The 26,085-nt window shown below is 50.1% G+C and carries 26 protein-coding genes; 12 read left to right on the top strand and 14 right to left on the bottom strand.

Annotated features, from left to right (window positions below):
* Nucleotides 1-62 precede the first annotated feature (62 nt).
* A complete protein-coding gene (locus J7439_RS01200; protein ID WP_209199868.1) occupies nt 63-1,436 on the top strand; it encodes a hypothetical protein in 1,374 nt (457 codons plus the stop codon).
* Nucleotides 1,437-1,484: 48 nt separating this feature from the next.
* Nucleotides 1,485-2,150: a metallophosphoesterase gene (locus J7439_RS01195; RefSeq protein ID WP_209199867.1), complete on the top strand. Its 666-nt coding sequence runs from the start codon at nt 1,485-1,487 to the stop codon at nt 2,148-2,150.
* 7 nt (nt 2,151-2,157) lie between these two features.
* On the opposite strand, the gene J7439_RS01190 is transcribed toward J7439_RS01195, so the two are convergent.
* Nucleotides 2,158-2,826, bottom strand: a complete 669-nt coding sequence (locus J7439_RS01190) for an NAD(P)H-dependent oxidoreductase (protein ID WP_209199866.1) — start codon at nt 2,824-2,826, stop codon at nt 2,158-2,160.
* 106 nt (nt 2,827-2,932) lie between these two features.
* Nucleotides 2,933-4,609: an ankyrin repeat domain-containing protein gene (locus J7439_RS01185; RefSeq protein ID WP_209199865.1), complete on the bottom strand. Its 1,677-nt coding sequence runs from the start codon at nt 4,607-4,609 to the stop codon at nt 2,933-2,935.
* 212 nt (nt 4,610-4,821) lie between these two features.
* On the opposite strand from J7439_RS01185, the gene J7439_RS01180 reads away from it, so the two are divergent.
* Together J7439_RS01180 and J7439_RS01175 are read left to right on the top strand one after the other, a co-directional pair.
* Nucleotides 4,822-5,310, top strand: a complete 489-nt coding sequence (locus tag J7439_RS01180; protein ID WP_209199864.1) for an 8-oxo-dGTP diphosphatase — start codon at nt 4,822-4,824, stop codon at nt 5,308-5,310.
* A gap of 305 nt (nt 5,311-5,615) precedes the next feature.
* Nucleotides 5,616-6,089 carry an Hsp20 family protein gene (locus tag J7439_RS01175; protein ID WP_209199863.1) on the top strand — a complete coding sequence of 158 codons (474 nt, stop codon included), beginning with the start codon at nt 5,616-5,618 and terminating at the stop codon, nt 6,087-6,089.
* A 3-nt stretch (nt 6,090-6,092) separates the two neighbouring features.
* Here J7439_RS01175 and J7439_RS01170 read toward each other — a convergent pair whose 3' ends face one another.
* On the bottom strand, nt 6,093-6,908 hold the full coding sequence (locus J7439_RS01170; protein ID WP_209199862.1) for a TatD family hydrolase: 816 nt from the start codon (nt 6,906-6,908) through the stop codon (nt 6,093-6,095).
* 298 nt (nt 6,909-7,206) lie between these two features.
* Here J7439_RS01170 and J7439_RS01165 point away from each other — a divergent pair, with 298 nt between their 5' ends.
* Complete coding sequence (locus J7439_RS01165; protein WP_209199861.1) at nt 7,207-7,539, top strand: hypothetical protein; 333 nt, start codon at nt 7,207-7,209, stop codon at nt 7,537-7,539.
* A 28-nt stretch (nt 7,540-7,567) separates the two neighbouring features.
* Nucleotides 7,568-8,113 carry a copper chaperone PCu(A)C gene (locus J7439_RS01160; protein ID WP_209199860.1) on the top strand — a complete coding sequence of 182 codons (546 nt, stop codon included), beginning with the start codon at nt 7,568-7,570 and terminating at the stop codon, nt 8,111-8,113.
* Between the two features lie 110 nt (nt 8,114-8,223).
* Here the strand turns inward: J7439_RS01160 and J7439_RS01155 are convergent, their stop codons facing one another.
* Nucleotides 8,224-8,616, bottom strand: a complete 393-nt coding sequence (locus tag J7439_RS01155; protein ID WP_209199859.1) for a DUF2750 domain-containing protein — start codon at nt 8,614-8,616, stop codon at nt 8,224-8,226.
* Between the two features lie 456 nt (nt 8,617-9,072).
* Between J7439_RS01155 and J7439_RS01150 the strand changes: the two genes are divergently transcribed.
* A complete protein-coding gene (locus J7439_RS01150) occupies nt 9,073-9,588 on the top strand; it encodes a hypothetical protein (protein WP_209199858.1) in 516 nt (171 codons plus the stop codon).
* Between the two features lie 56 nt (nt 9,589-9,644).
* On the opposite strand, the gene J7439_RS01145 is transcribed toward J7439_RS01150, so the two are convergent.
* Complete coding sequence (locus J7439_RS01145) at nt 9,645-9,839, bottom strand: DUF4250 domain-containing protein (protein WP_209199857.1); 195 nt, start codon at nt 9,837-9,839, stop codon at nt 9,645-9,647.
* A gap of 250 nt (nt 9,840-10,089) precedes the next feature.
* Nucleotides 10,090-11,121, bottom strand: a complete 1,032-nt coding sequence (trhO, locus tag J7439_RS01140; protein WP_209199856.1) for an oxygen-dependent tRNA uridine(34) hydroxylase TrhO — start codon at nt 11,119-11,121, stop codon at nt 10,090-10,092.
* A gap of 147 nt (nt 11,122-11,268) precedes the next feature.
* Here trhO and nfsA point away from each other — a divergent pair, with 147 nt between their 5' ends.
* Entirely contained in the window at nt 11,269-12,006 is a 738-nt protein-coding gene (gene nfsA / locus J7439_RS01135) for an oxygen-insensitive NADPH nitroreductase (RefSeq protein ID WP_209199855.1), read from the top strand.
* Nucleotides 12,007-12,103: 97 nt separating this feature from the next.
* On the opposite strand, the gene J7439_RS01130 is transcribed toward nfsA, so the two are convergent.
* The 4 genes from J7439_RS01130 to J7439_RS01115 form a co-directional block, all read right to left on the bottom strand.
* Complete coding sequence (locus tag J7439_RS01130) at nt 12,104-12,817, bottom strand: phosphorylase family protein (protein WP_209199854.1); 714 nt, start codon at nt 12,815-12,817, stop codon at nt 12,104-12,106.
* A complete protein-coding gene (locus J7439_RS01125; protein ID WP_209199853.1) occupies nt 12,817-13,218 on the bottom strand; it encodes an SMI1/KNR4 family protein in 402 nt (133 codons plus the stop codon). The genes J7439_RS01130 and J7439_RS01125 overlap by 1 nt, the downstream gene beginning before the upstream one ends.
* Before the next feature lie 101 nt (nt 13,219-13,319).
* Nucleotides 13,320-14,651, bottom strand: a complete 1,332-nt coding sequence (locus J7439_RS01120; RefSeq protein ID WP_209199852.1) for a DEAD/DEAH box helicase — start codon at nt 14,649-14,651, stop codon at nt 13,320-13,322.
* Between the two features lie 8 nt (nt 14,652-14,659).
* On the bottom strand, nt 14,660-16,015 hold the full coding sequence (locus J7439_RS01115) for a DEAD/DEAH box helicase (RefSeq protein WP_209199851.1): 1,356 nt from the start codon (nt 16,013-16,015) through the stop codon (nt 14,660-14,662).
* 229 nt (nt 16,016-16,244) lie between these two features.
* On the opposite strand from J7439_RS01115, the gene rsuA reads away from it, so the two are divergent.
* Entirely contained in the window at nt 16,245-16,946 is a 702-nt protein-coding gene (gene rsuA, locus J7439_RS01110; RefSeq protein ID WP_209199850.1) for a 16S rRNA pseudouridine(516) synthase RsuA, read from the top strand.
* Nucleotides 16,947-17,023: 77 nt separating this feature from the next.
* Here the strand turns inward: rsuA and J7439_RS01105 are convergent, their stop codons facing one another.
* Nucleotides 17,024-18,973 carry an F-box/WD repeat-containing protein gene (locus J7439_RS01105; protein WP_209199849.1) on the bottom strand — a complete coding sequence of 650 codons (1,950 nt, stop codon included), beginning with the start codon at nt 18,971-18,973 and terminating at the stop codon, nt 17,024-17,026.
* 155 nt (nt 18,974-19,128) lie between these two features.
* Nucleotides 19,129-19,479 (bottom strand): hypothetical protein, encoded by a 351-nt coding sequence (locus tag J7439_RS01100; RefSeq protein ID WP_209199848.1) that lies wholly within the window; start codon nt 19,477-19,479, stop codon nt 19,129-19,131.
* Between the two features lie 193 nt (nt 19,480-19,672).
* Between J7439_RS01100 and J7439_RS01095 the strand changes: the two genes are divergently transcribed.
* Entirely contained in the window at nt 19,673-20,020 is a 348-nt protein-coding gene (locus tag J7439_RS01095) for an amidohydrolase family protein (RefSeq protein ID WP_209199847.1), read from the top strand.
* A gap of 113 nt (nt 20,021-20,133) precedes the next feature.
* On the opposite strand, the gene metG is transcribed toward J7439_RS01095, so the two are convergent.
* Together metG and J7439_RS01085 are read right to left on the bottom strand one after the other, a co-directional pair.
* Nucleotides 20,134-22,188: a methionine--tRNA ligase gene (gene metG, locus J7439_RS01090; protein ID WP_209199846.1), complete on the bottom strand. Its 2,055-nt coding sequence runs from the start codon at nt 22,186-22,188 to the stop codon at nt 20,134-20,136.
* 242 nt (nt 22,189-22,430) lie between these two features.
* Nucleotides 22,431-24,323, bottom strand: coding sequence for a hypothetical protein (locus J7439_RS01085; RefSeq protein WP_209199845.1), 1,893 nt, complete (start codon nt 24,321-24,323; stop codon nt 22,431-22,433).
* 502 nt (nt 24,324-24,825) lie between these two features.
* Between J7439_RS01085 and J7439_RS01080 the strand changes: the two genes are divergently transcribed.
* Nucleotides 24,826-25,254 carry a DnaT-like ssDNA-binding domain-containing protein gene (locus J7439_RS01080; protein WP_209199844.1) on the top strand — a complete coding sequence of 143 codons (429 nt, stop codon included), beginning with the start codon at nt 24,826-24,828 and terminating at the stop codon, nt 25,252-25,254.
* A complete protein-coding gene (locus tag J7439_RS01075; RefSeq protein WP_209199843.1) occupies nt 25,163-25,963 on the top strand; it encodes a replication protein P in 801 nt (266 codons plus the stop codon). Before J7439_RS01080 ends, J7439_RS01075 begins: the two co-directional genes overlap by 92 nt.
* The last annotated feature ends 122 nt before the right edge of the window (nt 25,964-26,085 follow it).

Raw genomic sequence — 26,085 nt, 5'->3', positions numbered from 1 at the left:
CCGGGAAGTCTGCTCACAACGGTTTCCAGTCATGGCAACAATTCCAGAAAAGAAAGCTTATTATGAAAACAATGACATTCTCCTGGGTTTCGCTGGTGCTTCTGCTGTTGGTTAGCCCGTTGATTGTGGCTGAAAACCGGCTGGATCCCATTAAAAAGTATATCCACAAGCATTTTGCCGATCAGCTGGATATTTCCCGGGAGCAAATAGAGCAACTCTCATGGGTGCTGGCTAATCCAGTGGTGACACCGGAGTTATCTACACAGTGGTCATCGGCGGCAATCCATCGGGAAGTGTCAAGAGCACTATCCCGATTATATTGCCTTCAGCTGTTAAGAAATGGCTCCCACGAGGCCTATAAGGCATTTGTGGTACCTCAGACTGACCCTGATACTCCCAGGCTGTCAGAGCCATCGTTCCAGCAGCTTTCCAGGGAGATTGCGGGGCTGGACGCTATCTCTTATGAAGTTCTCCGGGCGACAGCCATTCTGGATGCGGTCACTTTATCGCCGGAGGCACGTAAGCGCGCTGCTAAAGCTCTGGCTAAGCCTGTTCCTGAAAATTCGGTGGATTTCCTATCGGTTACAGCACCCTATGCTGAGAAGATTTACCCGCTGGCTCGCTCGATTATTACCAAACACCCTTCAGCTGCCCGGTTGTTTGAAATTGTCTATCTGCCCCATAGCCACCTTCGCCATATGATGTATAACGAGGGCTCTTTGTCCATGTATACCGTGCTTAATACCGGGATACAGAACAAGAGCATCAGTCACGATGATATGAATCTATGGTACGACCATTGGGTGGTGAATATTGCCGGATTCCGTGGCCATTTGGAGGCAAAAGGCTCTGTTTATCTCACCCAGAATACCTGGCGGTCCATGAATCAACAGAAGTTACTGCTGGACAGGCTGTTCAGGGAGCCGAAGCTGAACCCCATGCAGGTCTACCTGCAAAAGCGGGGGCAATGGTTGCAACTGAATAATTTGACCAGAAATCCCAATGAGTTTCTTGCCCTTGCCTCCCTGGGGGCCACTGCAAGGTTGTTTACACCGGCCGAAGGCAGTGAGTTATACGCCAGCTTTAAAAGTCTGCCAGAGGATCAGCAGAAACAGTGGATTCAGCACAGCAAACGGCACTTAACCGCTTTGGCTACACCGCCCGCAACTTATGGGCCTGCCGTTTATGCCAATGCCATTGCTGTGGCCGGGTTACCGGAAACCGTTCGTAAAGTGCTGCCAGTGATGCTCAGGTTTTATCAACAGGCGGAACAGATGAGGGCTGAGGGCCAGTTAGCTGCTGATATGCCCTTGTCGTTCAGGGAGCTGGCCCGGGAGCCGATGCTGCACAACATTCTGACCAGTCACCGGCAATTCACCACCGTCATCAATCCTGATGATGGCGTGGCTAAACTGGTAATGAAGGATAAACCGTAAACGTGGATGTACACACCTGAACGCTAATCAGAAATCCAGGGAGGATTTATGTTTTACCAGCATTTTCGTCAGAATGTCGTTGGCCGTGATTTTGTTATTGGTGATTTGCATGGCATGTATGATCTCCTGATGTCCTCACTGGCCAACGTCGGCTTTGACCGGGAAAAGGATCGTTGTTTCAGCTGTGGTGACCTGATCGACCGGGGGCCCGCTTCCGAGAAGTGCCTCTCTCTGATGGAGGAGCCATGGTTCCACTGTGTTCGAGGCAATCATGAGCAGTGCATGATTGATACGGTAAGACAGCCATCCGCCCATGAGATTGCCCAATGGGTGCTTTGTGGCGGTGACTGGCATCTGCAGGTCTCATCAGAAAGAATGAACAGGTATGCGGACATGGCTTCTGAACAGCCGGTTCTGATCTCGGTTGATCTTCCTGGCAACAGGCAGGTGGCCATTTGCCATGCAGAGTACCCGTTGCCGGTCTGGAATCCGGAGAAAATAGCATCTGATCCGGACTTGGTCTGGGCGATGCAATGGTCCAGGACCCGGATTCAAAGTGGGGATGATTCTGTGGTTGCCGGTATTGACCACATCTTTTGTGGTCATACCATTGTTGATCAACCGGTTACCCTGGGAAATACCCACTTTATTGATACCGGTGGCTTTGAGAGCAACTGCCTGACGCTGTTATGCCTCAATGAACTTGCTGAGTGACCGGGTATTAATGCCACTCGACAACTGCTCCCTGCCGGTGGCGGGTTTTCGGGTAAGGCTCGTTTTCCCGGTAACCAAAGGCAACCATCACACTGACGCCAAACTCCCCGCTATCCAGCAGACCCTCCTGTGCCATCAGTGGCTCCAGCCTGTCACGGTTGAAACCTTCAATCGGGCAGGAGTCAATGCCAATCTGGGCGGCTACGCTCATCATATTACCGAGGGCGATATAAGTCTGTTTACAGGCCCAGTCAAACATGGCCCTGGGTGACTCGGTCAGCCGGAAGTCACTGTTTTGAAAGTCGCGGTAGAACTCGCTGATCATATCCACAACATCTTCAGGTAGCTGTTTAACATTGCGCATATGGTCCAGGATGTATTCAGACTCATAATGCATGCTGTTTTCCCTGCGGGCCAGAATGATGACAAAGTGACTGGCGGTGGGTAACTGTCCCTGGGCTCCCCAGCTGACAGTTTTGATCTTTTCCCTTAACTCAGGATTCTGGATGACCAGAAACTTCCAGGGTTCAAAACCAAATGAGCTGGGAGAAAGGCGCCCGGCATCCAGAATGAAGTTAAAATCCTCATCGGGTATTTTCCGGCTGACATCAAAGCTTTTGCAGGCGTGACGGAAATTGAAGGCATCCAGAATTTGTTTACGCAGGTCAGTGTTCATTGTTCAGACCCTATACAACAGTGGTCGAGAGCTGCATTCTATTGGCATCAGGTTAAAATAGGAAGAAATCACAGAAATGACAGGCCTGACTTGCAAATTTCAGCACTTAAACAATGCTCAAATCTCGAAAATCCGCTGCCAGACTGATTTCAGAAGCTGGTGCCCCATGACTCAAGAGTTCCATAACCAAAGTCGAACGTTTCAGACGATTTGCTAATGCCAGAGGCGTCTCTCCGTTATCAAAAACACCACAAAGGTCAGCACCGCCATGAATCAGCTTCAATAAAATCCCGGCATTGTCATGTACAATTGCCAGTCGCAGTGCCAACCCGTGAAGGGCATTAATCTCTGCGCCGGAATCAATCAGAAACTGAGTGATTGGACTCCTACCCAAATGCACGGCAAATGCCAGCGGAGAGATAACAAACTGCTCCCTGCGCCTGAATAACTCATGGGGTATTACATTTGCCCAGGGTATAGAATAATTTGGAGAACAATTCACCGACGCGTGGAAATGCTCAACCAGCTCTCTGACCTGGTCGATATTATTGGCGAGAATGGCCTGGGTCAGTGGTGTAAGACCTCGAAAATCGGCGTTATCAATCCCGGAGCCCCGCTCGATAAGCGCCTTGATGCAGTCCTGCTGCCTGGCATAAGTAGCAATGCACAGAGGACTGAGGCTTCTTTTGCCATTGGACAATACCGTGGATTCCAGACTGGCACCTGCATCTACCAGTAAATGAATCATATCAACACAACCGTATTCAGCTGCGTACCCAAGAGCAGTCTCAACATCGTATGGCTTATCAATCTCGGCACCGCTGGCAAGTAACACCTTGACGATCTCCAGTCGATTAAATCTGGCTGCGGCACAGATTATCCACCCATCCATGGCGTTGACATCGGTATGGGTGATCAAGAGTTTAACGATATCCAGCTTGTCAAGTCCAACAGCAACCCACAGTGCCTCATCAGTGACTTTGGCATCTTTCGATATTAACAACTCAACCAGCTGTGCAGCAGACTTCGAAGTAACAGAACTGACAAGAGGGGTATACCGGATTAACTTGTTACCCAAAATCACCTCGTGCACATGGTTAATGTCAGCTCCGTTATCGATCAATTTCCGTACCACATTGACGTGGCCATAATGAGTGGCCAGCAAGAGTGCTGAATTTAAATCTTTGGCATCGCGCTTAGTCAAACAGCTGACCAACTCCACGAAGCCTTCTCTGGCAGCCAGTTCAATTGGAGAAAGTATACCGTCCTCTTCTGGCAAATTAATATCTACCTCCCGGGTAAGTAGAAACTCGACAATCGGCAGATGCCCATAGAGGGAGGCAACATGAATGGGCCCGTAGTGTCCCTTAAGGTCCTCAAGCTTGATGGTTCCGGTAATAAGCGATGGGTCCTTCTCCACCGCACCGATCACGGTAGCGACATTTCCGTCCTGACAAGCTTTGAACAGCTGCAGTTTCAGGCTTTCAGAACTGTGTGCCAGAGAGGCGTATCGGTTATCATTCAAAGCAACAATATCAAGAGTTTTGGGCGTTGTATTGCAAAGGATGCAAGTCCAGTCACCCAGCTGGCGACCATCAATCCAGGCATCATTACAGGCGTTATGGAATCTGTGCTGACATGGCAATATCACAACAGACCGTCCATTGAACAATGGTTCCCTGCATACAACGCATTCTTCAGGAGCTGACTCGGGCAGAGCACTCGCTGCTAACGGAGGGCCCGGCAAAGAACCGGGCAACAACTCTGAATGAATTGGATTCATTGTTAAACTCCAGGATTAGACAAAGACAATTAAGAGCCTCCTGGCTGTCAGGCATCGCGTTATCGCCGTTGTTGCATGACCTTCCGGCTTCCTTACCAATGCAAGACTAGCGCAGAAAAGCGCTAATCCCCATAAACAAAACCATTATCAATAATGCTGCCTCCCAACGCGAAGCTGAGGTATGTTAATTATCTTTAAGCAGGAATTGATTGATGCAATCATTGCAGGATATTGACTGGAGCTCCTGGCAGGCCAAAGACCCCGCTACGCTGACATTTGTTATCAAGGATGGGCAAATTCTGCTGATTCGTAAAAAGCGTGGCCTGGGGGCCGGAAAAATCAATGGGCCGGGAGGGCGACTTGAGCCCGGTGAATCTCTGCTGGAGTGCGCGATCCGCGAAGTGCAGGAGGAGCTGTGCATCACCCCGGTGAATCCTGAGTTCTGTGGAGAGAGCTGTTTCCAGTTTACCGATGGCTACTCTATTCATGTGCATACCTATGTGGCAAGGGATTTTACCGGCTTACCGGAAGAGACGGATGAGGCCATACCGCTGTGGTTCTCCCTTGATCAGATCCCCTATGAAGAAATGTGGGCAGACGACATTATCTGGCTACCTGAAATGCTGAAGGGGAACAGGTTCAAAGGACGCTATCTGTTCGATGGTGACCGGATGCTGGATTACCACCTGGATATTTTTTAAAAAAATAACACGCAGGGGTTGGAATCGAATTAAACGTACATATATTAGCGGTAAGTAGCTGGCCATATGGAATCGAATATTTCTGGCTACTTGGGCTGGTACTATGCGAGGCTCAACGGAGGGAGCATAGCCGTAGCTATGTGACCGGAGTTGTAACGAAGCAGAGTGCCAGCACAAGGAGTCAGAAATATACGATTTCATATGGTTAGCTACTTAACAGTGGCTCAAAGCAGCACTGTCAACCAAGGCTTGTTCATAATGAAAAGCCGATTTGATCAACATATTGCTCTATTGAGGATATGACCATGCGTACTTTTGATTTTGATTTCACCCCCCTGTACCGTTCTGCGATCGGCTTTGACCGGATGGCTCACCTTCTGGAGTCCATGAATGCCGGGCATTCCCAGACAACCCGAAATAATGGCTACCCTCCTTACAATATCGAACTGCTGGATGAGAACGAATACCGCATCACCATGGCGGTTGCCGGCTTTGCCGAAGATGAACTGGAAATAGAAAGCCGTGAGGGTGTACTGATTGTCCAGGGCAAGAAAACGCCAGACGATACAGAGCGAAAATACCTCTACCAGGGCATTGCCGAGCGTAACTTTGAGCGCCGTTTCCAGCTGGCCGACTACGTCCGTGTCACCGGTGCGACCATGGATAATGGTCTTCTGCATATTGATCTGGAACGTGAAATTCCAGAGGCGATGAAGCCAAGAAAAATCAATATCGGTAAGAACAAGCTGCTGGAAGCTGAAGCCGCCGACGGTGCTTAACCATCATATTCTGAATAGCGTACGACAGTTATGAGAGGTGGCTTCTGCCACCTCCGGCAAAGACATTCCTCTTAGCTTGGCCAGATACTCAGCAACGAGTTTCACTCTTCCTGGCTCATTTCTCTGTCCCTGATAGCCATTCAATGGCATATCCGGAGCGTCTGTCTCAAGCACAATACTGTCGATTGGCGCAGTTGCTGCCAAGTGTCGTGTTTTACGGGCTCTCGGGTAGGTGATACCGCCACCAAATCCCAGCTTAAAGCCTAACTTCAAATATTCTCCGGCCTGTTGTTCACTACCGGAAAACCCGTGAATAATTCCGGCCCGCTCCGGTTTGCATCGTCGCAGTACTTTCAAAATGTCATCATGGCTTTTCCGGCCATGAATAATCAGTGGCATCTGGTGCAGGCAGGCCAGTTCAACCTGGCCAGTAAACAGCTCGAGTTGTTTGGCCTTTGTCTGGGGAGTCATGTTCCGGTCAAAAAAATCCAGCCCGGTTTCCCCTATGGCAACGACCCCGGCGGGACGTTGTTGTAATAGCGTATCCAATACATTCAGATGTTCGGGATGATGTTCAGAAATAAACCAGGGATGCAGACCAAGGGCCGTTACGATACTTACGGGACTCACTTGCGACAGTAATTCTGACTCATTAATCAGGGAAGGCCATTCCACCTGTTGAGTGGCAGGGATGCAGATATGACTGACTGCTGCCTTTTCTGCCTGACTCAACACCTGTAAACGGTCCTTATCAAAGACTGAAAAATTAAGATGGCAATGGCTGTCGAACAGAGACAGCGTATCGTTCTCTTTTGTCACAGCTGATTTTTCCTCTAAAAATGAATTTCAGGAGAATGTTCTTCTGTTTTCCGTTAGTAAAAAGCCTATAATGCCCGCCTGCAAGTAAATGTTGATCCAAATAATGATGAAAAAACTGTCAAGGCACTTATCCCGGTTTCTCCTTCCGTTAGCATTATTACTTGGCTTACTGCTGGTATTTTACGGATCCCGCTTGTTGAACAAGAGTGAAAATTCCGTCGATAAACAGAGGTTTCAAACGGTTGCTTATTGCAACACGTTCAAAGGGTGTCAGAGCAGGGTAGGGAATGGTTCGATCATGCTTAATATTTTGCCGGCGTCCATGCCGACGGGGCAGCCACTGGCTATCAGGGCAGAAGTTTCAGGGCTTGCTGCTGAAAAAGTCAGCATGGAATTTGTTGGGCGTGATATGCCCATGGGGTTGATGCCATTCAATTTACAGAAACAATCTGGACATTCGGCAGACGCTGACCTGTATACTGGTACCGGCAATATCACTTTTTGTACCACTGGCCGCAAAATGGTCTGGATCGCCAGGCTGAAAATGGAAACCAGAGAAGCGGTATATAATGTTCTTTTTGAACTGGACCCTTTAGAAGCAAACTCACAGCAGATTGCTATCCTCCCATAATACTTCTAATGAATAGTGGAGTTGATTAATGGAAAGCGGAACGATTATGTATACCAGGGTAGTCAGGGTTATGGGAACAATCGTACATAGTACGATGGCTCTGATGATGCTATTGACTGCGCACATTGCAATGGCTGCACAGGGCGGGCACAGTCATGCCTACGCTCACTCAAAAGAGCACTCTGAACCAGAGTTGCAGTTACTGAATGCCAGTGCCCGTGCAACCAAGCCGGGTATGTCCTCATCAGCTGCTTATATGACCATCTACAATGGTTCTCATCAGGCCGTACAGATTCGCTCATTGAGCAGCCCTGTTGCCAGGAAAACAGAACTCCATACCACAGAAATGAACAATGGCATGATGAAAATGCGCCGTGTGGATAACCTTACCATCAACCCGGGCGACAGGTTGGAGCTAAAGCCCGGTGGCTATCATGTTATGTTGATGGGCCTTAACAAACCTATAGCCAAAAACAGTGACGTGCCGGTGACGATCACTTTCAGTAATGGTGATCAGAAGACAGTGGTTGCTCATGCCACGGATGAGATCAAAGGCCAGCATATGGCGCATTGAGTAAGTGGAACTGTTGCCTGGTCACACACAGCGGCACAGATAAAAGACCTTAATCCTTAGCGTCTCTGTGCCTCTGTGATTAAAAGAGTATGGTTAAAAGAGGGTAACTCTTATCCCTGCTCCAACTCGCCAAGAATGGCTTCATGCAGTTCAGAAGGTGTCACAACAAGCCCTTCTTCTTCATTAACCGGGAACACGGCCAGCATGGTGTTATCCCGCTCCAGGCCAGGCGTCCAGCGCTCCAGCCACACTTCCAGGTTGATGGCTTTTGGCTGGCAGTCTGACCAGTCATCCACTGCCCAGGCTTTGGCGAAATCAGGGTGTGGCCAGATGGGCAGACACTCTTCACCATCACTGGATGACAGCTCTACCCAACCTTCCGGGCTGTGCAGGCTCCAGATCTCTTCCCAGTCCGCCACTTTTTTCAGAAAGTAATCATAACGCTCATGGTCAGCCAGCTTCTGAATGGATTCGAACTGTTTATCGTTGAGTTTGTAGGTCATCAGTCATCAACGCTAGTGCATAAAATAGTGGGGGGAGTGTATTACCTGCGCAGGATTGAAAGCAAATGGTGCGGTAGAATGGTGTTTTGAATTTTATATGACCCGCTTTCAAATAATACCGGAAGAAAAGCTCTGGAAGCTCTGTTTGGTGATGTTTTTTTCAACTATAAACAGTCAGTTAAGGCGTTGGCTCTAGTACACGGTTTCAATGTATATGACGGGTTCCCTCTATCAATGACGCCCAAACTCCGTTCGTCCTGAGCGGAGATTACACACCAAGCTTATCGAAATGGTGTACTAGGCTTACTACTACTAAAACGGTATAGTCCGCCCCCTGTTTTATAGTCTGTTTTGTGATCTATGAAGTTGTATAGGACACCGCTGAAGGCTTCTCTGTTGGCGGGTTTGGTTCTGGCAGCCAGAGAGCTTTGCTCATTTTGGCCCACTATGGCTTTCATGGAAGATGTTCTGTTTTTCCTGGCCGGTCTGATTGCCGGCATTCGATTGCCGGATCTGGATTTATTGATACCGGGGCTGTCCCACCGCTCAGCAATAACCCATTCCTGTATTCCTGCGCTGGTGATTTGGGTTTTCGGTTTTTCAGCCATTGCCGCAGGTCTGGCCCTGGGAATTGCCTTTCACCTGTCGTCGGATCTGCAACCCAAAGCCTGGACCGGTGGCGCACTGATCAAGTTTCCGTTGCTGGGCAGTATCGGGATGCTGTCGCCCATCTGGTTAATTGCCAATGTGATTGGTTGTCTGGCGATCTTTATGGAAGTGGTTTCCGGTGAACCTGTGGATGCCCGGCTGATGATAATGGCACTCTGTTTAATGGGGGCTGGCTGGTATTTTTTCCAGGAGGAAAAGCGCCCACTGTTACCGTTGATGACCCTGGGGTTTGCTATTTTGCTGGTTCATGCGGTACGGGGAGGAACTTTATCGGTAAAGCAGGTGTGGCAATATTTTGTTTAGGGTCTGTTGATGTTTTTGTTACCAGTTCAACAGACCCTCGGTTAGCCTCCTACCGGTCAGTCATGAACGAACTGATTATTGATCGACTGATAATGAAAACGGATTTTATGAAGCTGGCTTTCGATCTCCTGTTTGCTCATGTCCATCTCATCGGCCAGCTGATCCAGTGAGTTGCAGGTAAGCCTTAGCTTTTCGTTGACAATGCCCAGAAGGATAAAAGGGTTGAGGTTCTCGGGGGTTTCGAGTTCCATGGCGACGCTCCGTTCAAGTCAGCTGATGAAAAAATACAACTGGGAGGCTGACCGAGAATAGCGCCCGTCTAGGCGACCCCGTAGCGAGGATGGCAGAAAATTGAGGATAAAAAGTCGGAAATTTTTAGTGAATAGTGGTTCTATTTGCTAAAAATTTCCGACTTTTTAGACCAATTTGTTGCCACCGCAGTAGGGCAGTCTATTCTCGGTCAGCCTCCTGGCCCATGGCTGTAGTTAAAACATAGCTCAGCTATTTAACTTTGCCTGCCCGGGTTCTCAGTTGCTGTTGCCTGCGTTCGTCTTTCTTTAATTGACGACGATGGACAACGGTCTTGGCAACTTCTGCGCCCATATGGGCTTCACCTCGTGCCCTGGCCAGCTGCATCTGTTTTTCACGCTCCGAAAATCGTGCTTTCTGCTGTTCAGTCAGCCGATCAAAACAGTGCGGGCAGCTGACACCCTGCTGGTACATATCACTTTGCTTATCGGCTTGTGTAATGGGTAAACGACAAGCGTTGCACTGGTCGTAGGAGCCCGGCTCAAGGTCATGGTTAACCGTCACCCGTTCATCAAAAACAAAGCATTCACCTTCCCAGAGTGACTGCGCTTTTGGTACTTCTTCCAAGTATTTCAGGATGCCGCCTTTCAGATGGTAAACCTCGTCAAAGCCTTTTTCTTTGAGCAGGGCCGTGGACTTCTCGCAGCGTATGCCGCCAGTGCAGAACATGGCCACCTTTTTATGAGTCTCAGGATTCAGGTTGGCATCAACGTATTGCGGAAACTGCCGGAAGGAATCTGTCTTTGGATTGATGGCGTGCTTGAAGGTGCCCACCTGAATTTCGTAATCGTTACGGGTATCCACCACAAGGACTTGTGGATCACTGATCAGGCTATTCCAGTCTGCCGGTTCCACATAGGTCCCGACGGCCTTTTGTGGGTCAATGTCTTCCACTCCCATGGTGACGATCTCTTTTTTGAGTTTGACCCTGGTTCTTTTGAACGGCATGGATTCACTGAGGGACTCTTTGTATTCAATGGGGTTCAGACGGGTATCCCGGTTAAGCCAGGCAAGCAGCGCATTGATGCCTTCCCGGGTGCTGGCCACGGTGCCGTTAATGCCTTCCCGGGCAAGCAGCAGCGTCCCTCGGATATGGTTTGCTTCCATGGTTCTGAGCAGGGGTTCCCGCAGGCTGGTGAAGTTCTTCAGGGTAACGAATTTATAGAGGGCACAGACCACGACGTGAGCGTCTGTTTGAGTGTTTTCTGGAGGAGAGAGTCTCATTGTCTTTATTGTCCTTGGTCAGCGGTCCGGAGCGTAAATCCGGAGCCAGATCCGGGAAAGGAAGTCTAGCAGAGGCAGGCAGCCTTGAAAAATCCAGCCAAGGCTACAATAGTGCAGAATAATAATGGCAAGATTAAGAATAACACCATGACCCAACCTGTAATTGAACTGCTGCAATCACACCGCTCCATTCGCAAATTCACGGAACAGCCGATCGAAGAGCCCTTGTTGAGAGACTTGATCAGCGCAGGCCAAAGTGCCGCCACATCCAGCAATTTGCAGGGTGTCAGTGTTATTCGGGTCAGAAACCCTGAAACCCGCAAAGCCATGGCAGAGCTGGCGGGTGGCCAGACCTATGTGCAGCAGGCGGCTGAGTTTCTGGTGTTCTGTGCCGACCTGCATCGTTCCGGCTGGTGCTGTGACCAGTCGGGCAAAACCATGGCGGACGGGATGACCGAGCATTTCATTATTGCCACGGTTGATGTAGCTCTATTTGCCCAGAACGTAGTGGTCGCTGCTGAGTCAGCAGGGCTGGGTATCTGCTATATCGGAGGCCTGCGCAATGACCCGCAACAGGTCAGTGATTTGCTGGCGTTGCCGGAACATGTCTACCCCGTTTTTGGCCTCTGCCTTGGATACCCGGATCAGGATCCGGAGTGTAAACCCAGACTGCCGCTGGAAGCGGTGCTGATGGAAGAACATTACCAGCCTGTGAATAAGGCGCTGGTGGCTGAATATGATGAAACTATGAGAGCTTATTACCAGCGGCGGACCGGAGGCAAGCTGGATCGGGTCTGGTCTCAGGAGATGTCGGCCTTGCTGGGTAAAGAATCCCGGCCTCATATGAGGGCGTTTCTGGAGAAAAAAGGGTTCAGGATGCGCTGACCTTTTTAACCGAACTGAATCTCAGACGACAGATGAAAGGCTTGTGGTTCGATCCGCAAAGGCATTATTGAAAAGGGCTGCCGTCGGCAGCCCGGTTTTACTTGATATTGGTTAATACCCTGATCAAGGTTTCGCTCAGCTTTTGGCTGGCCTTGCTCAGGTTGTTCAGAAACTGTTCAACATTATCCAGTTCGATATCGATATCGATATGATCTGTCACGGATTTGATCGGCAGGAAGTCGATACCGTAAAGATGAGCGGTTGCAGCAACAGCGGCACACTCCATCTCTTTGGCCATTCCCTGGTTTTGCATAATCCACTGCCTGTCGATATCCGGCATATCGAGGGAGTTGCCTGTGGTGATCACTCCAGGCTTATGCTCAATACCCTGAAAGTATTCGGGGCAATAGGCGGTTGGATAAGCCCCCATGGCAAAACGGTCAAAGCCTTTCAGGGGAACCCGGTGGTCATGGTAAACCACCGGCTGGTCGGAAGTGATGATATCTGCAATATCAGCATCGGCTGAAAAAGCACCGCAGGTGCCCGCGTTAATGATCAGGTCCGGAGCAAACTCCACAATGGCGGACTGGGTACTCAGCGCGGCAAATTCGGTGCCTATCCTGTCGACACCGTACTCAGTGGATTTGCCATTCAGAGAGATAACGATCTCCTTACCGGCAAACTCACCCTGAAAGCGGGGAAAGTGACTTTGTAACTGCGGATTGGCGGGCAGTTCGTGCAGTCCGAGTTGATCGATGATTGGCCGGGCTTCCGCTGCCATGGCCATAATGATCAGAATTCGTTTAGACATTAGCTCTCCAGCCAGATATCCCGGGCCCATAACCAGATTGATGGCCAGCTGTCGTCAGTCACTTCACCGTCAGCCCAGCGAACCACTTCTCCTTCTTCGGAAATGCCATAGTACTCACCATTGCATTCACAAATGGGGATCAGCTCTCTCGGCAGACCTTCAGCCCAGGCATTGGCCGCGACTTCCGGCAGATAAGTATGGGATTGGGGATCGGTAACCGTCACCGGTTCAATGGAGCCATAAATAACATCACTGACGTGCAGCAGAAACTCCCGGAGCTCGTAGGGGAGGGGAATCAGAATCTGTTCTTCCACTTCAACCAGCTGGTCTTCATCCGGCAGTTCCAGTGGGACTGACACATCCAGAGAGCGTTCCCGCAGTTCTTCAATAATATCTTCCATTGTATGCGACCTTTGTCACCCGCTTTCTACGGTGGGAATATCCGGTAGGCAGGGTATTCCCGGCTTATTGCTTTTCATCCGGCTGAAATGAATCGGCCTGGTCAGGACTTCCGTTTTTTCCCGGAGAAAACAGCAGGCCTTTTCTTTGGCGCAGTACCTGAAGGCTTTCTGGTGCTGCCATTCCGTGATTTATTACCCGAACGCTGTTTTATCGCTGGCTTTCCTGTTTTCAGATCAGGTTTGCGCTTGTTTCGGGTTTTACTGACGGGCTCCTCAATCTCAGCAGGACGCACCTCGCCATCTTCGAAGTAGGGGAGAGGCTCTATTTCCAGTGGTTTTTTGATCAGCTGCTGGATACCGGCCAATAACTTTTTCTCTTCCGGGTTCACCAGGGAGATAGCCCTGCCTTTTTGTCCGGCGCGGCCGGTGCGGCCAATGCGGTGCACGTAGTCCTGGGGAACTTTGGGCAGGTCATAATTGATGACCAGCGGCAGCTGTTCGATATCCAGGCCTCTGGCTGCCACATCCGTCGCTACCAGAACATCAAAATAGTTATCCTTAAAATCCTCCAGTGTGCGAATACGCAGGTACTGACTTTTATCGCTGTGAATGGCCTGGGCATTGATGCCGTCTTCTGCCAGCAACTCGGCAACCTTGTTGGCGGCTTTTTTGGTGCGGACAAACACCAGCACTTTCTGCCAGCGACCACCATGGATGAGATAGCTGAGAATCTCCGGTTTGTCCTGCTGGTCTACCGGGTAGAAAGACTGGGACACGGTATTAGCGGCAGAATTGGGGTTTTCCAGTTCAATCTTGACCGGATGGCGCATGAAGTCATGGGCCAGCTGTTTAATGTCTTTGGAAAAGGTGGCAGAGAACAACAGGTTCTGACGTTTTGTCGGCGCGTTTTGCACAATGCGTTGAATATCGTCACGGAAGCCCAGGTCCAGCATACGGTCGGCTTCGTCCAGCACCAGTATTCTCAAACTGTCCAGCTGGATATGCTTCCGGTTGATCATGTCCACCAGGCGACCCGGCGTCGCCACCAGGACATCAACGCCTGCTTTCAGAACCTGCAACTGATCGTCAATATCTACGCCACCATAAACGGCAGCTGTCTTGATAGCCGTGTGCTTGCCATAGGTCTGAAAACTATTGTCAACCTGAATGGCCAGTTCCCGGGTAGGGACCAGCACCAGGGCGCGGATGGCTTTGCTGGCTCTCATCTGCGCCAGCCGGTGCAGGATTGGCAAGGTGAAACTGGCGGTTTTACCGGTGCCGGTCTGGGCAGATGCCATCAGGTCACGGCCAGTTAAAGCCATGGGAATCGCTTTGGCCTGAATCGGGGTAGGATTCTGGTAGCCCGCTTCGTTGACTGCCTGAATCAGCAACTCATCCAGCCCAAGAGCGGAAAAAGGTAGGTTATTGCTCATGTGATGTATTACTTCCTGCGCTTGGGTGGTTCAAAACCGGAATCGGTTGAGGTGGTGGTTGCAGTGGCGGGTTTGGCTTCGGCCGCCGGTGTACGACGTTTGCCCACGTTCTTCTGCTCCCGGTGACGTTGTTTATCTGCCGGTTGTTTTTTACCAGCGCCTTTTTTACCGGCCGGTTTTTTCTTGCCTGCGGCTTTGCCTGAGCTTTTCAGCTTTTTGGGGCCTTTATAGCTGCCCGGCAGTTCTTTGATGGTACGTTTCTCAAACCGCAGCCGGAGGTAGCGTTCAATACCCGACATCCGGTTCCATTCGTCCGGCCCGATCAGGGAGATGGCCAGCCCCTGTTCTCCGGCACGTCCGGTACGGCCAATCCGGTGGACATAGTCATCACCGTTACGGGCCATTTCCAGGTTGATAACCAGTTCCACACCTTTGATATCCAGGCCTCGGGCTGCGACATCGGTAGCAATCAGAATGTTGATCTTGCCATCTAGCAGCAGGCGCATAACGTGCTTGCGCTCCCGCTGGTCCATATCTCCGTGGAGTACGCCGACCTTCAGGCCTTTAACCCGGATTTTGCCGACAAACTCCTCAGCCCGGGCTTTGGTATTGGTGAACACCAGGGCTTTGTCATAGGTTTCATTCCGGAGCAGCCAGATCAGCTGTTTTTCTTTATGGGCGGTATCGTCCGAGAGAATAATCTGCTGGTGGATATTGGCGTGCTTTTCCCGGACAGAGTTCAGCTTCAGACGGGCAGGATCGTTCAATACCCGGTAGGCCATTTCACCCAGGCCCCGGACTTCCAGGGTTGCTGAGAACAGGAACGTCTGGCGTTCGCCATGGCACTCTTCCACGATGCTCAAAACATCGGGACCAAAGCCCATATCCAGCATGCGGTCCGCTTCATCCAGTACCAGGTATTCCAGGTCGCTGAAATCGTGGTTGCCGTTTTTTATATGCTCAATCAGGCGGCCGGGGGTGGCAATAAGGATCTCCGGGTTTTTGCGCAGAGTGTTCACCTGATGGCGGTAGTCCTCACCACCAACGATCAGCCCTGCCTTGATGTAGGTATAGCGAGCCAGTGCTTCACACTCTTTTAACACCTGCAGGCCCAACTCCCGGGTAGGCACAAGCACCAGTGCCCGGGTGCTGGTTTTGGGCGAAGGGGTGGTGTGCATATGGTTGAGCATGGGCAGCAGAAACGCTGCGGTCTTACCACTGCCGGTTTCTGCGCTGACCATCAGATCCTTGCCGGTCATGGCCAGGGGCAGGGTGTGTTCCTGAACCGGGGTGGCCTGTTCAAACCCGAGTTCAGAGAGTGCTTTTTGCACCCGTTCATGGAGAGCCAGCTCAGAAAATAGCAATGGGGAGTTCCTCAACCATAGGGGAAATACGGTTTTCTAGAAGGGGGATAAATGGTGATGTATTTTATGACTGATGACGTGAAAAGCCAATATGTGAAAATTCATAAATAGTGAGTGGTTTGCGGTGGCTGAAGCAATGGGGGTTCAGTTACCCAACTCCCTGCATTGTTATTGGCTATAAGGCTCCTTTAATATTACCATCCTGATTTTCAGGCATAGTCTTCCCCGAATGCGTTTAGATAAATACCTCTGCGAAAGTACCGAACTCTCACGTGCCAATGCCAAAAAGTGTTTGCACCGGGGTGAAGTGACCTGCGATGGCATTGTGGTGAAAAACAGTGCCTTCAAGGTACCGGATACCTGTGAAGTCCGTTTGCTGGGAGAGCTGGTTAAAGCTCGCGGGCTGCGCTATATCATGCTCAACAAACCCGAAGATACGCTCTGTTCCAATGTGGATGAGGTCTACCCATCGGTTCTCTCTTTGCTGGATATTCACAAGGCTTACTCACTCCATATCGCTGGCCGTCTGGATGCAGATACGACAGGGCTGGTACTGATTACCGATGATGGGCAATGGTCCCATCGATTGACCTCGCCCGTAAAAGTGTGTGGCAAGCGCTATCGCGTGCAATTAGCCGACCCTCTGCCAGAAGATAAGACTGAAGAACTGATTGAGCGATTTGCCAGCGGTATTGAGTTGAAAGGTGAGAGAGCACCGACCAAGCCTGCTTTACTGGAAGTTCTTGCACCCTCAGAGGTATTGTTGACCATTACTGAGGGTAAATATCATCAGGTTAAGCGTATGTTTGCGGCCATTGGCAATAAAGTGACGAGTCTGCATCGCGAACAGGTTGGGGATATTGCCCTTGATGTATCCCTGAGGCCCGGGGAGTGGCGCTACCTGACTCAGGATGAAATCGATTCAGTGTGATTGACTGACCCGGAAGAATAGCAAATAAGCCCTGTAATGAATGCCACCTTGCTACGGGCACTATGCTCAGACAGTCCCTAACCATTCAACTGTGGATCAGCTTGCGGACTTTTTTTGCATGGAGGCGGCAACGGTAAACAGGTAAGTTTCGAGGGCAACGGTGGCGCTAAATCCTTACCGTACAGGCACCAGACTTTAAATTGCGTGGCATCACGGCTTATGGTGACGATATGGCTGCTGTTGGCATTGAATTCTGCCAGGCCGAGCCGGTATGAGTGGTGCAGGGAGGCTTTTACCTGTAGCTCTTTGCGATCAGCCTCAATGCCAATGATCAGAGCTTTGCCGCTAGAGTCACAGATGGCAACATGGGAGCCATCGTGGTTAAACTGGCCTGAATGAGCCTCGCTTTCTGGTACAATATTGCCGATTTGCAACCACTGGCCACTGGCATTACGAGAGTCGATTCTGGCTTGGTGATTGACGCTGTGTGTTGGTGAGTTGTTTCCGGACAGGGTCAAAATTCGGCAGCTATCAGCGCTGAATTGGGTGTAGGTGATTTGACATTTATGGGTAATGGAACATTGCTGTGACCAACTCCTGTGGTCTACATCAAACTCGTAGATTTTCGCCGAGCAATCATCACTGGCTGTTATTATCAGGAGACTATTGGGACTAAAGCGGGCAGAGCTAACCCGCCGGGTATGGTGAATAACCGCTTTAAACTGCCAATTGTTGCCGATGTCACAACTGAAGATTTTGCAGGTATGATCGCTACTGGCCGTCACGACATGTTTGCTGTCAGGGCTGAAGAAAGCTGTCCAAATCTTTTCTGAGTGGATGATGTCGGCTGTTTTTGTCCAACGGCCATCGGCATTAACGCTGTAAATCGTTGCTGTCTGGCCGTCATTCTGATTATGGCTGACGGTGATGATATGGTTGCCATCCGGGCTGAACCTGGCTGAGAACACCCTGCCATCATGGTTCAGGGTGGTTCTTGTCAGCCATGTGCCGTTTGCAAACTCATGGATTTTTACGGTGTGATCATCACTGGCAGTCACTATCAGGCGGCTATCAGGGCTGAATTCAGCTGAATTAACAACACCCTCATGGGTAATCCTCGCTATTAATGCCCAGCAGCCAGTTTGATCCACTGAGCAGATGTATGCACTCATATCTTCGCTGGCCGTCACTGCATGGCGACTATCGGGGCTGAAGGTGGCCGACCAGATCTCCTTTTCATGGGCAACGGAGAGTTGCTCTGCCCAGCAGTCAGTGGCAGTACGGCTGGAGATTTTTACCGCCTGGTCGCCGCAGCGGCTCATTATATGGCGTTTATCAGCGCTGAGGGGGACCGCCCTGACGCAGCCCCAGCGATGAATGGAGATCTCCCTGTGGTCAAGGTTCTTCGCTGAAAGGACATGAATTTTTGTACAGCAATTGGCACTATCACAGTTGGTTACCAGGTAGCTGACATCATTGGGAGTAAGTAGGCATAGGTCAGATTTAAAGGACTTGCACTGAATGTCTGATACTAAAACCGGGTTAAAGACTGGACAGTCAACCATGAGTTTAGCCACCCGGTAAAACAGGCGTTGAGGGAACGATGTTATCTTTTCCGGGTTGCAGGCCTCAAGGTCGTCTTTCTCCTCCCCGGCCAGCTGGCTGCAAAGACGGCTGACCAGCACTTCATCCCGGGTAAACTGCATAAGCCAGGCTTTCAGTTTATGTTGACTGATGTTTTTAGCGATCCGGGTGAATTGCTGCTGTTGTGATGTCTCGAACTGTGCGTACCATGCCTGGCTCCTGACGTTCAGAAGCCTGGCGGCTAAGTTCCTTAAATCCAGACAGGTTTGTTCTATCGCCACAATATCTCTGTGTGATAAATAACCCAAAATCCGTAATAAAGGTTCACTTGGCATGGCCAGTAATGGAAAGCAGTCCCGGGCAGGAACAATGGTGACACCATGTCTGGTGCCATTTTCTGTCGAATCATTGGTCTTAAGTAACTGCTCATTTTTGACGGGCAAAACCTCAGTTTCTGTTGTCATTTTAGCGATTTTACGGGGCTGTAGAGGTAGAGGATCGCATGTAGAATTTGCCAGTCTTTTTTGAGGAGTTACGTTCTCAAAAGCTAAAGCGTTATAGTCATTAGGTTGGCCAACTTTATTATTGGTATTCATCTTTAAAACTTCCATGGTGTAGCGGATGGGTGATCGTTGTTAATGGCGTGATTTAACTCGTGCGGTGGCTTTGAGTCTTTCGGAGGGAACAGGGATTTAATATCTTCGATCGGACGTACATGATACTGGGTGAGGGTGTTTTGTAGAAGAATGTGACAGGTGTCAGCCCTGGAAAAGGTTACCGGAACTTTGTGGAGTTTATCGTTGATTGACTTGCCAGCAAAAAATCGGTAACGGTCTTCCTGGACTTGGAAGACATGTAACAGGAGGTAAGTGTTGCCGGAATTGCTACCGTAAGTCTGCAATTCGAAAGCTGCACCGACATTGTTCGCTGTTATTTTAGGGCTCTGCATACTCTTATTCCTTTAAGTTTGTGATTGGGTATGTTGTTGAATGTCAAACAGCAAACTTTTAAGACAGATTTCTGAAGAAAAAGTTCGTGGGAACCAGCGTGACCGTGTTGGTAGGATCGGGTTCAGTTTCATTTGCTGAGATCACCTTGTCGGATGCAACCGGGAAAACGACTGGCTTTCGATGCGCTGATGTTTGAGAACCTACCGATCTGTTTTCGGTCAGCGCGCTGGCTGGACAAAAAGACTGAAGTTTTACCGATTTACCGGGGATCAGGCTCAATGGTTTGGTATCGACGCCGGGCGGATAAGAAAAGGAGATCGAGCGGATATCGTGGTAATTGACCCTGAAGCATTCGGGCAGGACCCGGAACAAGTCCACTGGGCAGAAATGGAAAACTTTGATATTCGCCGATTGGTTAACCGAAGCCCGGGTCTTGTGCAGTACGTCATGATTAAAGGCAAAATTGCCGTTGATGATGAAAATCTGGCTCCGGAACTGGGTAAAGTCAGAGGGTATGGCCAGTTCATACCGGCCCGCTAGCGTTGTTCAGGGCTAGGTCAATTATACTAACGGTGCTTTCTGTAATCAGCCCGGTGATATGAACGTCAGAGCGTAGCTGTCGGGCTACGCTCTATTTCTACGGCTGAGGACGATTACATCACACGCATGCCAGGCTGGGCACCTTCGTGAGGTTCAAGAATCCACAGATCCTTACCGCCGGGGCCTGCGGCCAATACCATGCCTTCGCTCACACCAAACTTCATTTTACGTGGAGCCAGATTGGCCACCATAACGGTATGTTTGCCCACCAGGGCTTCTGGTGCATAGGCAGACTTGATGCCGGCAAAGACATTGCGAGGCTCGGGTTCGCCAATATCCAGAGTCAGACGCAGCAGCTTGCCCGCCCCTTCCACCAGTTCGGCGTTGACAATTCTGGCGATACGCAGATCGACCCTGGCGAAGTCATCAAAGGTGATTTCGTCAGCAACAGGATCTTTCTCTAACCATTCAGAAGAAACAGAAGACGTTTCAGCTGGCTTATTGGATGATTCCATCTGGGCCAGGACCTCCTTACTGGCTTCGATCATGGACGCTACTTTATCGGCTTCGACACGGGTCATCAATGGTTCAAATTTATTAACGTTGTGATCCAGGAGCAGCGTCTGGCTGTCCTGCCAGGTGAGAGGGGCAACATTGAGGAAGGCCTCCGCTTTCACCGTCATGGCTGGCAGTACCGGCTTGAGGTAGATCATCAGCAGTCGGAACAGGTTGATGCCGGTGCTGCAGCTGTCATGCAGAACCTGGTCCTTGCCCTGTTCTTTGGCAACCACCCATGGCTTCACTTCGTCAATCCAGGCATTGGCTTTGTCTGCCAGCGCCATGATCTCACGCATCGCCTTGCCAAATTCGCGACCTTCATAGTGCCCGGCAATACGCTGTGCCGCTTCCTGGAAGTCGGCAGTGAGTTCTGGTGCACTGTTATCAGAAGAAAGCCTGCCGCCAAAACGCTTATTGATAAAACCGGCATTACGGCTGGCAATATTGACCACCTTGCCCACCAGATCCGAGTTTACCCGTTGGATAAAGTCATCGGTATTCAGGTCAAGGTCATCGATACGGTTGGAGAGTTTGGCGGCGTAGTAATAACGCAGATACTCAGGGTCCAGGTGTTCCAGGTAAGTACGGGCGGTGATGAATGTGCCACGGGACTTGGACATCTTTTCACCGTTGATGGTCAGATAGCCATGCACATTCACACGGGTTGGGGTGCGATAGCTGGTACCGTGGAGCATGGCAGGCCAGAACAGGCAGTGGAAGTTGACAATATCTTTGCCAATAAAGTGATGTACCTCGCACTGGCTGTCTTTTTGCCAGTACTCATCAAAGTTCAGGTCATCGCGGCGCTGGCAGAGGTTTTCAAATGCCGCCATATAACCAATGGGCGCATCCAGCCATACATAGAAGTATTTACCGGTTTCTCCGGGGATTTCAAAGCCGAAGTAAGGCGCATCACGGGAGATGTCCCAGTCCTGCAGGCCGGCATCCAGCCACTCAGCCAGTTTGTTGGCAATTTCCTCGGAGATGGTGCCAGAGCGGGTCCACTGCTTCAGGAAGTCAGCAAAATCCGAGAGCTTAAAGAAGAAATGTTCACTCTCTTTGTCAACGGGAGCGGCACCGGAAATGGCTGACCGGGCGTTTTTCAGTTCTGCCGGTGAGTAGGTCGCTCCACAGGCTTCACAGTTGTCGCCATACTGATCAGAGGCACCACATTTCGGGCAGTCACCCTTGATGTAACGGTCGGCCAGAAACATCTGTTTTTCAGGATCATAAGCCTGAATGATATTGCGACTGACAATATGGCCTTTTTCCTTCAGAGCCAGGTAAATCGCTTCTGAGCGCTTGCGGTTCTCTTCTGAGTGGGTGGAGTGGTAATTATCAAACGCCACATGGAACTCACCAAAATCGCGAACCCGTTCGATGTTAATGCGAGCCACGGACTCTTCCGGTGAGATGCCCTGTTTTTCCGCATGGAGGCTGATGGCAGTGCCGTGGGCATCATCAGCACAAACGTAGGTGCATTGGTTGCCAGACAGTTTCTGGAAACGAACCCAGATATCAGTCTGGATATATTCCACCAGATGCCCCATGTGCAGAGGGCCGTTGGCATAGGGCAGGGCGCTGGTGACAAGTATTTTGCGTTGGCTCATGCGATTCTGTCTTGATGGTCGGATAAAAAACGGGAATGCGGCATTATACAAACTGTCCAGAGGAAAGCCTATTGGTGAAAAGTTCCATCGTTGACGATAATCATTTACCTCCCTGCTGGTTAACTACTTATTGGTGTTCCTGAATATCTGATCAGTCCTTTGACATCAGATTTCAGGAAAATAACCATCGGGGTGGCAAAAGACAGATGTACGTAACTGTCCCTTTACTTTAATAACAACGTTTAGTAAAAATCCGACTCGGCTTCAGCGTTTTTCAGTTCATCAAGCAGTGATGCTGTTTTTTGCTCATAGGGTGGAGTAGCAGCAGAATCTTGATGTTCTTCGTGCCTGGTCCCCGGCAAATCCACTGAAATCGTTCTTTTGCTATCAGGAAGATCTTTTATCACAGAGCTGATTTCGGCCCGTATGGGGTACTGACTTTTGTACCCAGAGCTTTTAAATTTGCTGATTTCAGCATTCATACGCTGTTGAATAACTTCCAGGGTCGTGTCTGGCGAAAACGTCTGTTTGTAAACTTCGTAATGTCGCCTTCGGTACTCGTAGGTGATTTTAATACTGCGAGTGCGAGGTCCGTCAGATAATGGCAATGGCGTACCCACGGTTGCTGCTTTTTTTGCTTCGATAACAGGCTTTGCCGGGCTGGAAATGGATGCGGACCCGGTTCTCAATGGTTCTGCCTGCGGTTTTTGTGTTTCTGTTTGAACGGAGGAGGGGGGATTTTGTTCCACCGGTGCGGCCCATCTAACCGACTTTTTTCTGGCTGTTGGGACTACGGTATCCTGAGCCCTGGTGTTTTGATTGGTGTCCAGTCTTTCAGGTGTTTTTTTTGCTGGTTTAAGGTGGGGGGTGGCCACAGATATAACACTTATTGTGAGTGTCTTGTAGGCAGGCTTTTCTTTTTGCACTGATTCGGAGGTTAGCTGAATATCATCCTCATTTTTCGGGCTCAATTTGGCTTCAGCCAAAATGTCAGTCTCTGTGGCAGAATCACTCAACGATGGGAGAACTGAGGCTTTATCCGGTTGGGTGCCCGTTTTCTCAGGTTTGTCATTGATTGCTGTTGCATCGATTGAGGTTGCATCGTCATCTTCTTTATCAGCCCCACTTATTTCCAACTCACTCACTTTACTTTCAAGGCTGTGCGTTATGGTTTGGGTAATCGGATTCTGATCTGCTGCTGGTGGTCCGGTTCTGATATCCATAGGCGGCAAATAACTCGCAGAATCTCTGGTTATGACTTCATCTTCGAGATGACCACTATCTTTACTGCCGCTGGTTTCAGGCCCTGATTGATACTGTTCTTGATTGAAAAACTCATGAGTGGTTACAAACTGCTCCACGGCACTTCCTGGTGATCCCTGGTCTTTCTCTACATCAACTGGATATTCCTGAATTTCATAGACACCTTCTGTAGGAGATGCGGATGAGGAGGTACTGGGTTGGTCATCCTGTGAGAGCTGGTTTTGTAAAGCGCTGTCCGTTGAGCCTGATGGTGCTTCCACAGTGCCGACATCAGGCTGTTCAAATGCAGAGTCAGCAGCTGGATCATCCAGAACGGTGAGTCCCGCCCGTGTTTCTGATGATGACTGCCCAGTGATGTCCGGTTCAGTGATTTGTGTTTTGAGGCTCTGTTGGAGTATTGGTTTAATTTCAGTTGCCCTGGCCTGTTGGGGCGGGTGGCTGCTGAGTGGGGATTGAGGCTGATCAGCACGATGCTCCCGTTTAGTGGAGGTTAAACGTGGCAGCGACGCTGTGTGTCCTTCTAATAAAACCCTTAAACGTTCAGCCTGTTCTTCTGCCCTGGCGATAAGGGCAGAAAACGACTGGCTGTTGCTCTCCTTATTGGTGTTCAGGGTGAAAGCTGACGGAGAGTGTTGATCCGGGATTGTTCGCTTTCTGGTCGGAAGCTGTTTGGCATGTTCCTCTCCTGAGGGATGCAGGTGAGAAGCGAGTTGCAGAGTATCAGAATCAGGCGAGAATTTAGCAGTCTTCATACCGTGGTAAAGCGTTTTTGCTTCTTCCCTGGACGACGCAGTGGGCGAATGGGGAAGGTTCTGCTCACGGGGACTGTGGATTGTATGATCGTAACCTGAACCTGGGTATTGTAGGTCCATTCTCACTCTCCTGATTAAAAAACCTCCTCTTCAGATCATTGAGACCCTTTGAAAGTTTCCTGAGTTGACTATTTTATCGCTAAATAAATATTCGTATTTTTTAATTCTTTTGAAATCAAGGCGCTAATTTTTGCAACTGATGATTATATTAGTGATCTACGGCCGTACAAAGATGGTTTTGTATCATGAATTTTTTAATTATGTTTCGAGGCAATCGTTGATAAAATAATGTCAACAAGACATGGGCTTGCATTCATCAGGCGACCTTCGGGCCTCACAAGCACTCTGGTTCGAGTGCGCTAATTGATCATGGGGCAGTGCTGATGGTTTTTGTGTCCTTTACTCATTGCCATGTCATGGCTTCAGCAGCAAACTTCCCTGTCCGGGCTGACGATGGTTATTCCTGTGCCGCTTTTTCTGTGTTGACGAAACCGTATGGCAAACAGGGTGATATCATTGATCAAGCTAGACCAGAAACGGGAAGGCAGGTATTGTTGATTACATGACTGACGAGAACAAACATTACATTCGCCGGCGCAATGCGGGCGCATTACCCTGGGAAATCGAGCCGGATACCCGCAAGCAGGAAGAGCATCCTGTGTTTGGTCAGGCTCAGCCTGTGATCCGTGAGGGTGCCCGGGTTCAGCCCTTGCCGGAAGATTTTGCTCCATCCCGGGAAATTCTGGAGTTTCTCCAGGCCCATCAGGGGATACCCCTGGAATTTATTGCTACCCAGCTGGTTGATTTCAAGTTGTACTGGCATGAGACGGGTGAGGCGCGAAAAGCCTGGCAGAACAAGTTCAAATCCCACGTCATTTACCAGTGGAAGCGGAATCAAAGTGAAACAGGGCAAAGATCTCATCGATCAACAGCTGAAAAGCTTACAGACCGGAGCTGGGACGACGGCTTCCAGTTCGAAGACGGCGAGTGAGCAGCTGTCCATCGCTCAACAAACGCCTGCGGCCTGTGATCAGGCAGCCTCTGGCCCTGGTACGCAACAGGCCCGTTCCGGGGCCGATCATGTTGATGCCATTAATGCGGTTTTCACGCTGCTGGAAGATGCCTATCCCCTGAAGTTCAAGCGGGCTTTCCAAACCCATGAAGATATCATCCGTGCCAAGCGGGTCTGGAAAAACTCTCTGCAGGAATTCAGCCCCCGTCGTATTTTGATGGCGGCAAAAAAGGCGCTGGATACCGTTAAATTTTTTCCCGATCTCAGTGATATCCGTGAGCTGTGCAAGCTGCGATACGATGAAGTGGGGTTAAAAGAGCCCCTGCAGGCTTATTATGAGGCCTGTTATGCCCCGCAACAGCACAGAGAATATCCATGGTCGCATATTGCGGTTTATCTTGCCGCCCGTGAAACCGGTTGGATGATGCTGCGCAGTGAGGAACAACGGATCGCTTTTCCGGTATTTGAGCGAAACTATGAAATACTCTGTAACCGGGTACTGGAAGGTGAAGATCTGGAGGCCAGTATCCTGAAAGGGATTGAAGATAGTCGCAGTAAAGAAGTCACCCGTCTGGCAGAAGAGGCGGCGCAACAGCATCAGCGGGAGACAATGATTTCTCAGGGTATTGATCCGGATAATGGGGCATCAGCCCGGGATCGGTTAAGGAAAGTGTTTGACCAGGGCTGATACTGAATCATCCCTGATGAAATGCAGGGCACCCTGAACTCCGCGAATCGACTGACTACTGTATTTGCAGTAAATCCTGCGGCGGTGATGTGTGCGAAAAGCGTGCCTCTTGAATTTCTCTC

The organism is Salinisphaera sp. G21_0, assembly GCF_017744115.1.
In the GTDB taxonomy this organism is placed as follows: Bacteria; Pseudomonadota; Gammaproteobacteria; order Pseudomonadales; family Endozoicomonadaceae; genus Endozoicomonas.
The sequence above is the reverse complement of the archived record's forward strand: the minus strand, read 5'-3'. Positions and strand labels throughout refer to the sequence as shown.

What these genes read in the sequence shown, in the direction of transcription:
- J7439_RS01200 (WP_209199868.1), top strand. Translation starts at nt 63, where the DNA reads ATGAAAACAATGACATTCTCCTGGGTTTCGCTGGTGCTTCTGCTGTTG.
- J7439_RS01195 (WP_209199867.1), top strand. Translation starts at nt 1,485, where the DNA reads ATGTTTTACCAGCATTTTCGTCAGAATGTCGTTGGCCGTGATTTTGTT.
- J7439_RS01190 (WP_209199866.1), bottom strand. Translation starts at nt 2,826, where the DNA reads ATGAACACTGACCTGCGTAAACAAATTCTGGATGCCTTCAATTTCCGT.
- J7439_RS01185 (WP_209199865.1), bottom strand. Translation starts at nt 4,609, where the DNA reads ATGAATCCAATTCATTCAGAGTTGTTGCCCGGTTCTTTGCCGGGCCCT.
- J7439_RS01180 (WP_209199864.1), top strand. Translation starts at nt 4,822, where the DNA reads ATGCAATCATTGCAGGATATTGACTGGAGCTCCTGGCAGGCCAAAGAC.
- J7439_RS01175 (WP_209199863.1), top strand. Translation starts at nt 5,616, where the DNA reads ATGCGTACTTTTGATTTTGATTTCACCCCCCTGTACCGTTCTGCGATC.
- J7439_RS01165 (WP_209199861.1), top strand. Translation starts at nt 7,207, where the DNA reads ATGCTTAATATTTTGCCGGCGTCCATGCCGACGGGGCAGCCACTGGCT.
- J7439_RS01160 (WP_209199860.1), top strand. Translation starts at nt 7,568, where the DNA reads ATGGAAAGCGGAACGATTATGTATACCAGGGTAGTCAGGGTTATGGGA.
- J7439_RS01155 (WP_209199859.1), bottom strand. Translation starts at nt 8,616, where the DNA reads ATGACCTACAAACTCAACGATAAACAGTTCGAATCCATTCAGAAGCTG.
- J7439_RS01150 (WP_209199858.1), top strand. Translation starts at nt 9,073, where the DNA reads ATGGAAGATGTTCTGTTTTTCCTGGCCGGTCTGATTGCCGGCATTCGA.
- J7439_RS01145 (WP_209199857.1), bottom strand. Translation starts at nt 9,839, where the DNA reads ATGGAACTCGAAACCCCCGAGAACCTCAACCCTTTTATCCTTCTGGGC.
- trhO (WP_209199856.1), bottom strand. Translation starts at nt 11,121, where the DNA reads ATGAGACTCTCTCCTCCAGAAAACACTCAAACAGACGCTCACGTCGTG.
- nfsA (WP_209199855.1), top strand. Translation starts at nt 11,269, where the DNA reads ATGACCCAACCTGTAATTGAACTGCTGCAATCACACCGCTCCATTCGC.
- J7439_RS01130 (WP_209199854.1), bottom strand. Translation starts at nt 12,817, where the DNA reads ATGTCTAAACGAATTCTGATCATTATGGCCATGGCAGCGGAAGCCCGG.
- J7439_RS01125 (WP_209199853.1), bottom strand. Translation starts at nt 13,218, where the DNA reads ATGGAAGATATTATTGAAGAACTGCGGGAACGCTCTCTGGATGTGTCA.
- J7439_RS01120 (WP_209199852.1), bottom strand. Translation starts at nt 14,651, where the DNA reads ATGAGCAATAACCTACCTTTTTCCGCTCTTGGGCTGGATGAGTTGCTG.
- rsuA (WP_209199850.1), top strand. Translation starts at nt 16,245, where the DNA reads ATGCGTTTAGATAAATACCTCTGCGAAAGTACCGAACTCTCACGTGCC.
- J7439_RS01100 (WP_209199848.1), bottom strand. Translation starts at nt 19,479, where the DNA reads ATGCAGAGCCCTAAAATAACAGCGAACAATGTCGGTGCAGCTTTCGAA.
- metG (WP_209199846.1), bottom strand. Translation starts at nt 22,188, where the DNA reads ATGAGCCAACGCAAAATACTTGTCACCAGCGCCCTGCCCTATGCCAAC.
- J7439_RS01085 (WP_209199845.1), bottom strand. Translation starts at nt 24,323, where the DNA reads ATGGACCTACAATACCCAGGTTCAGGTTACGATCATACAATCCACAGT.
- J7439_RS01080 (WP_209199844.1), top strand. Translation starts at nt 24,826, where the DNA reads ATGACTGACGAGAACAAACATTACATTCGCCGGCGCAATGCGGGCGCA.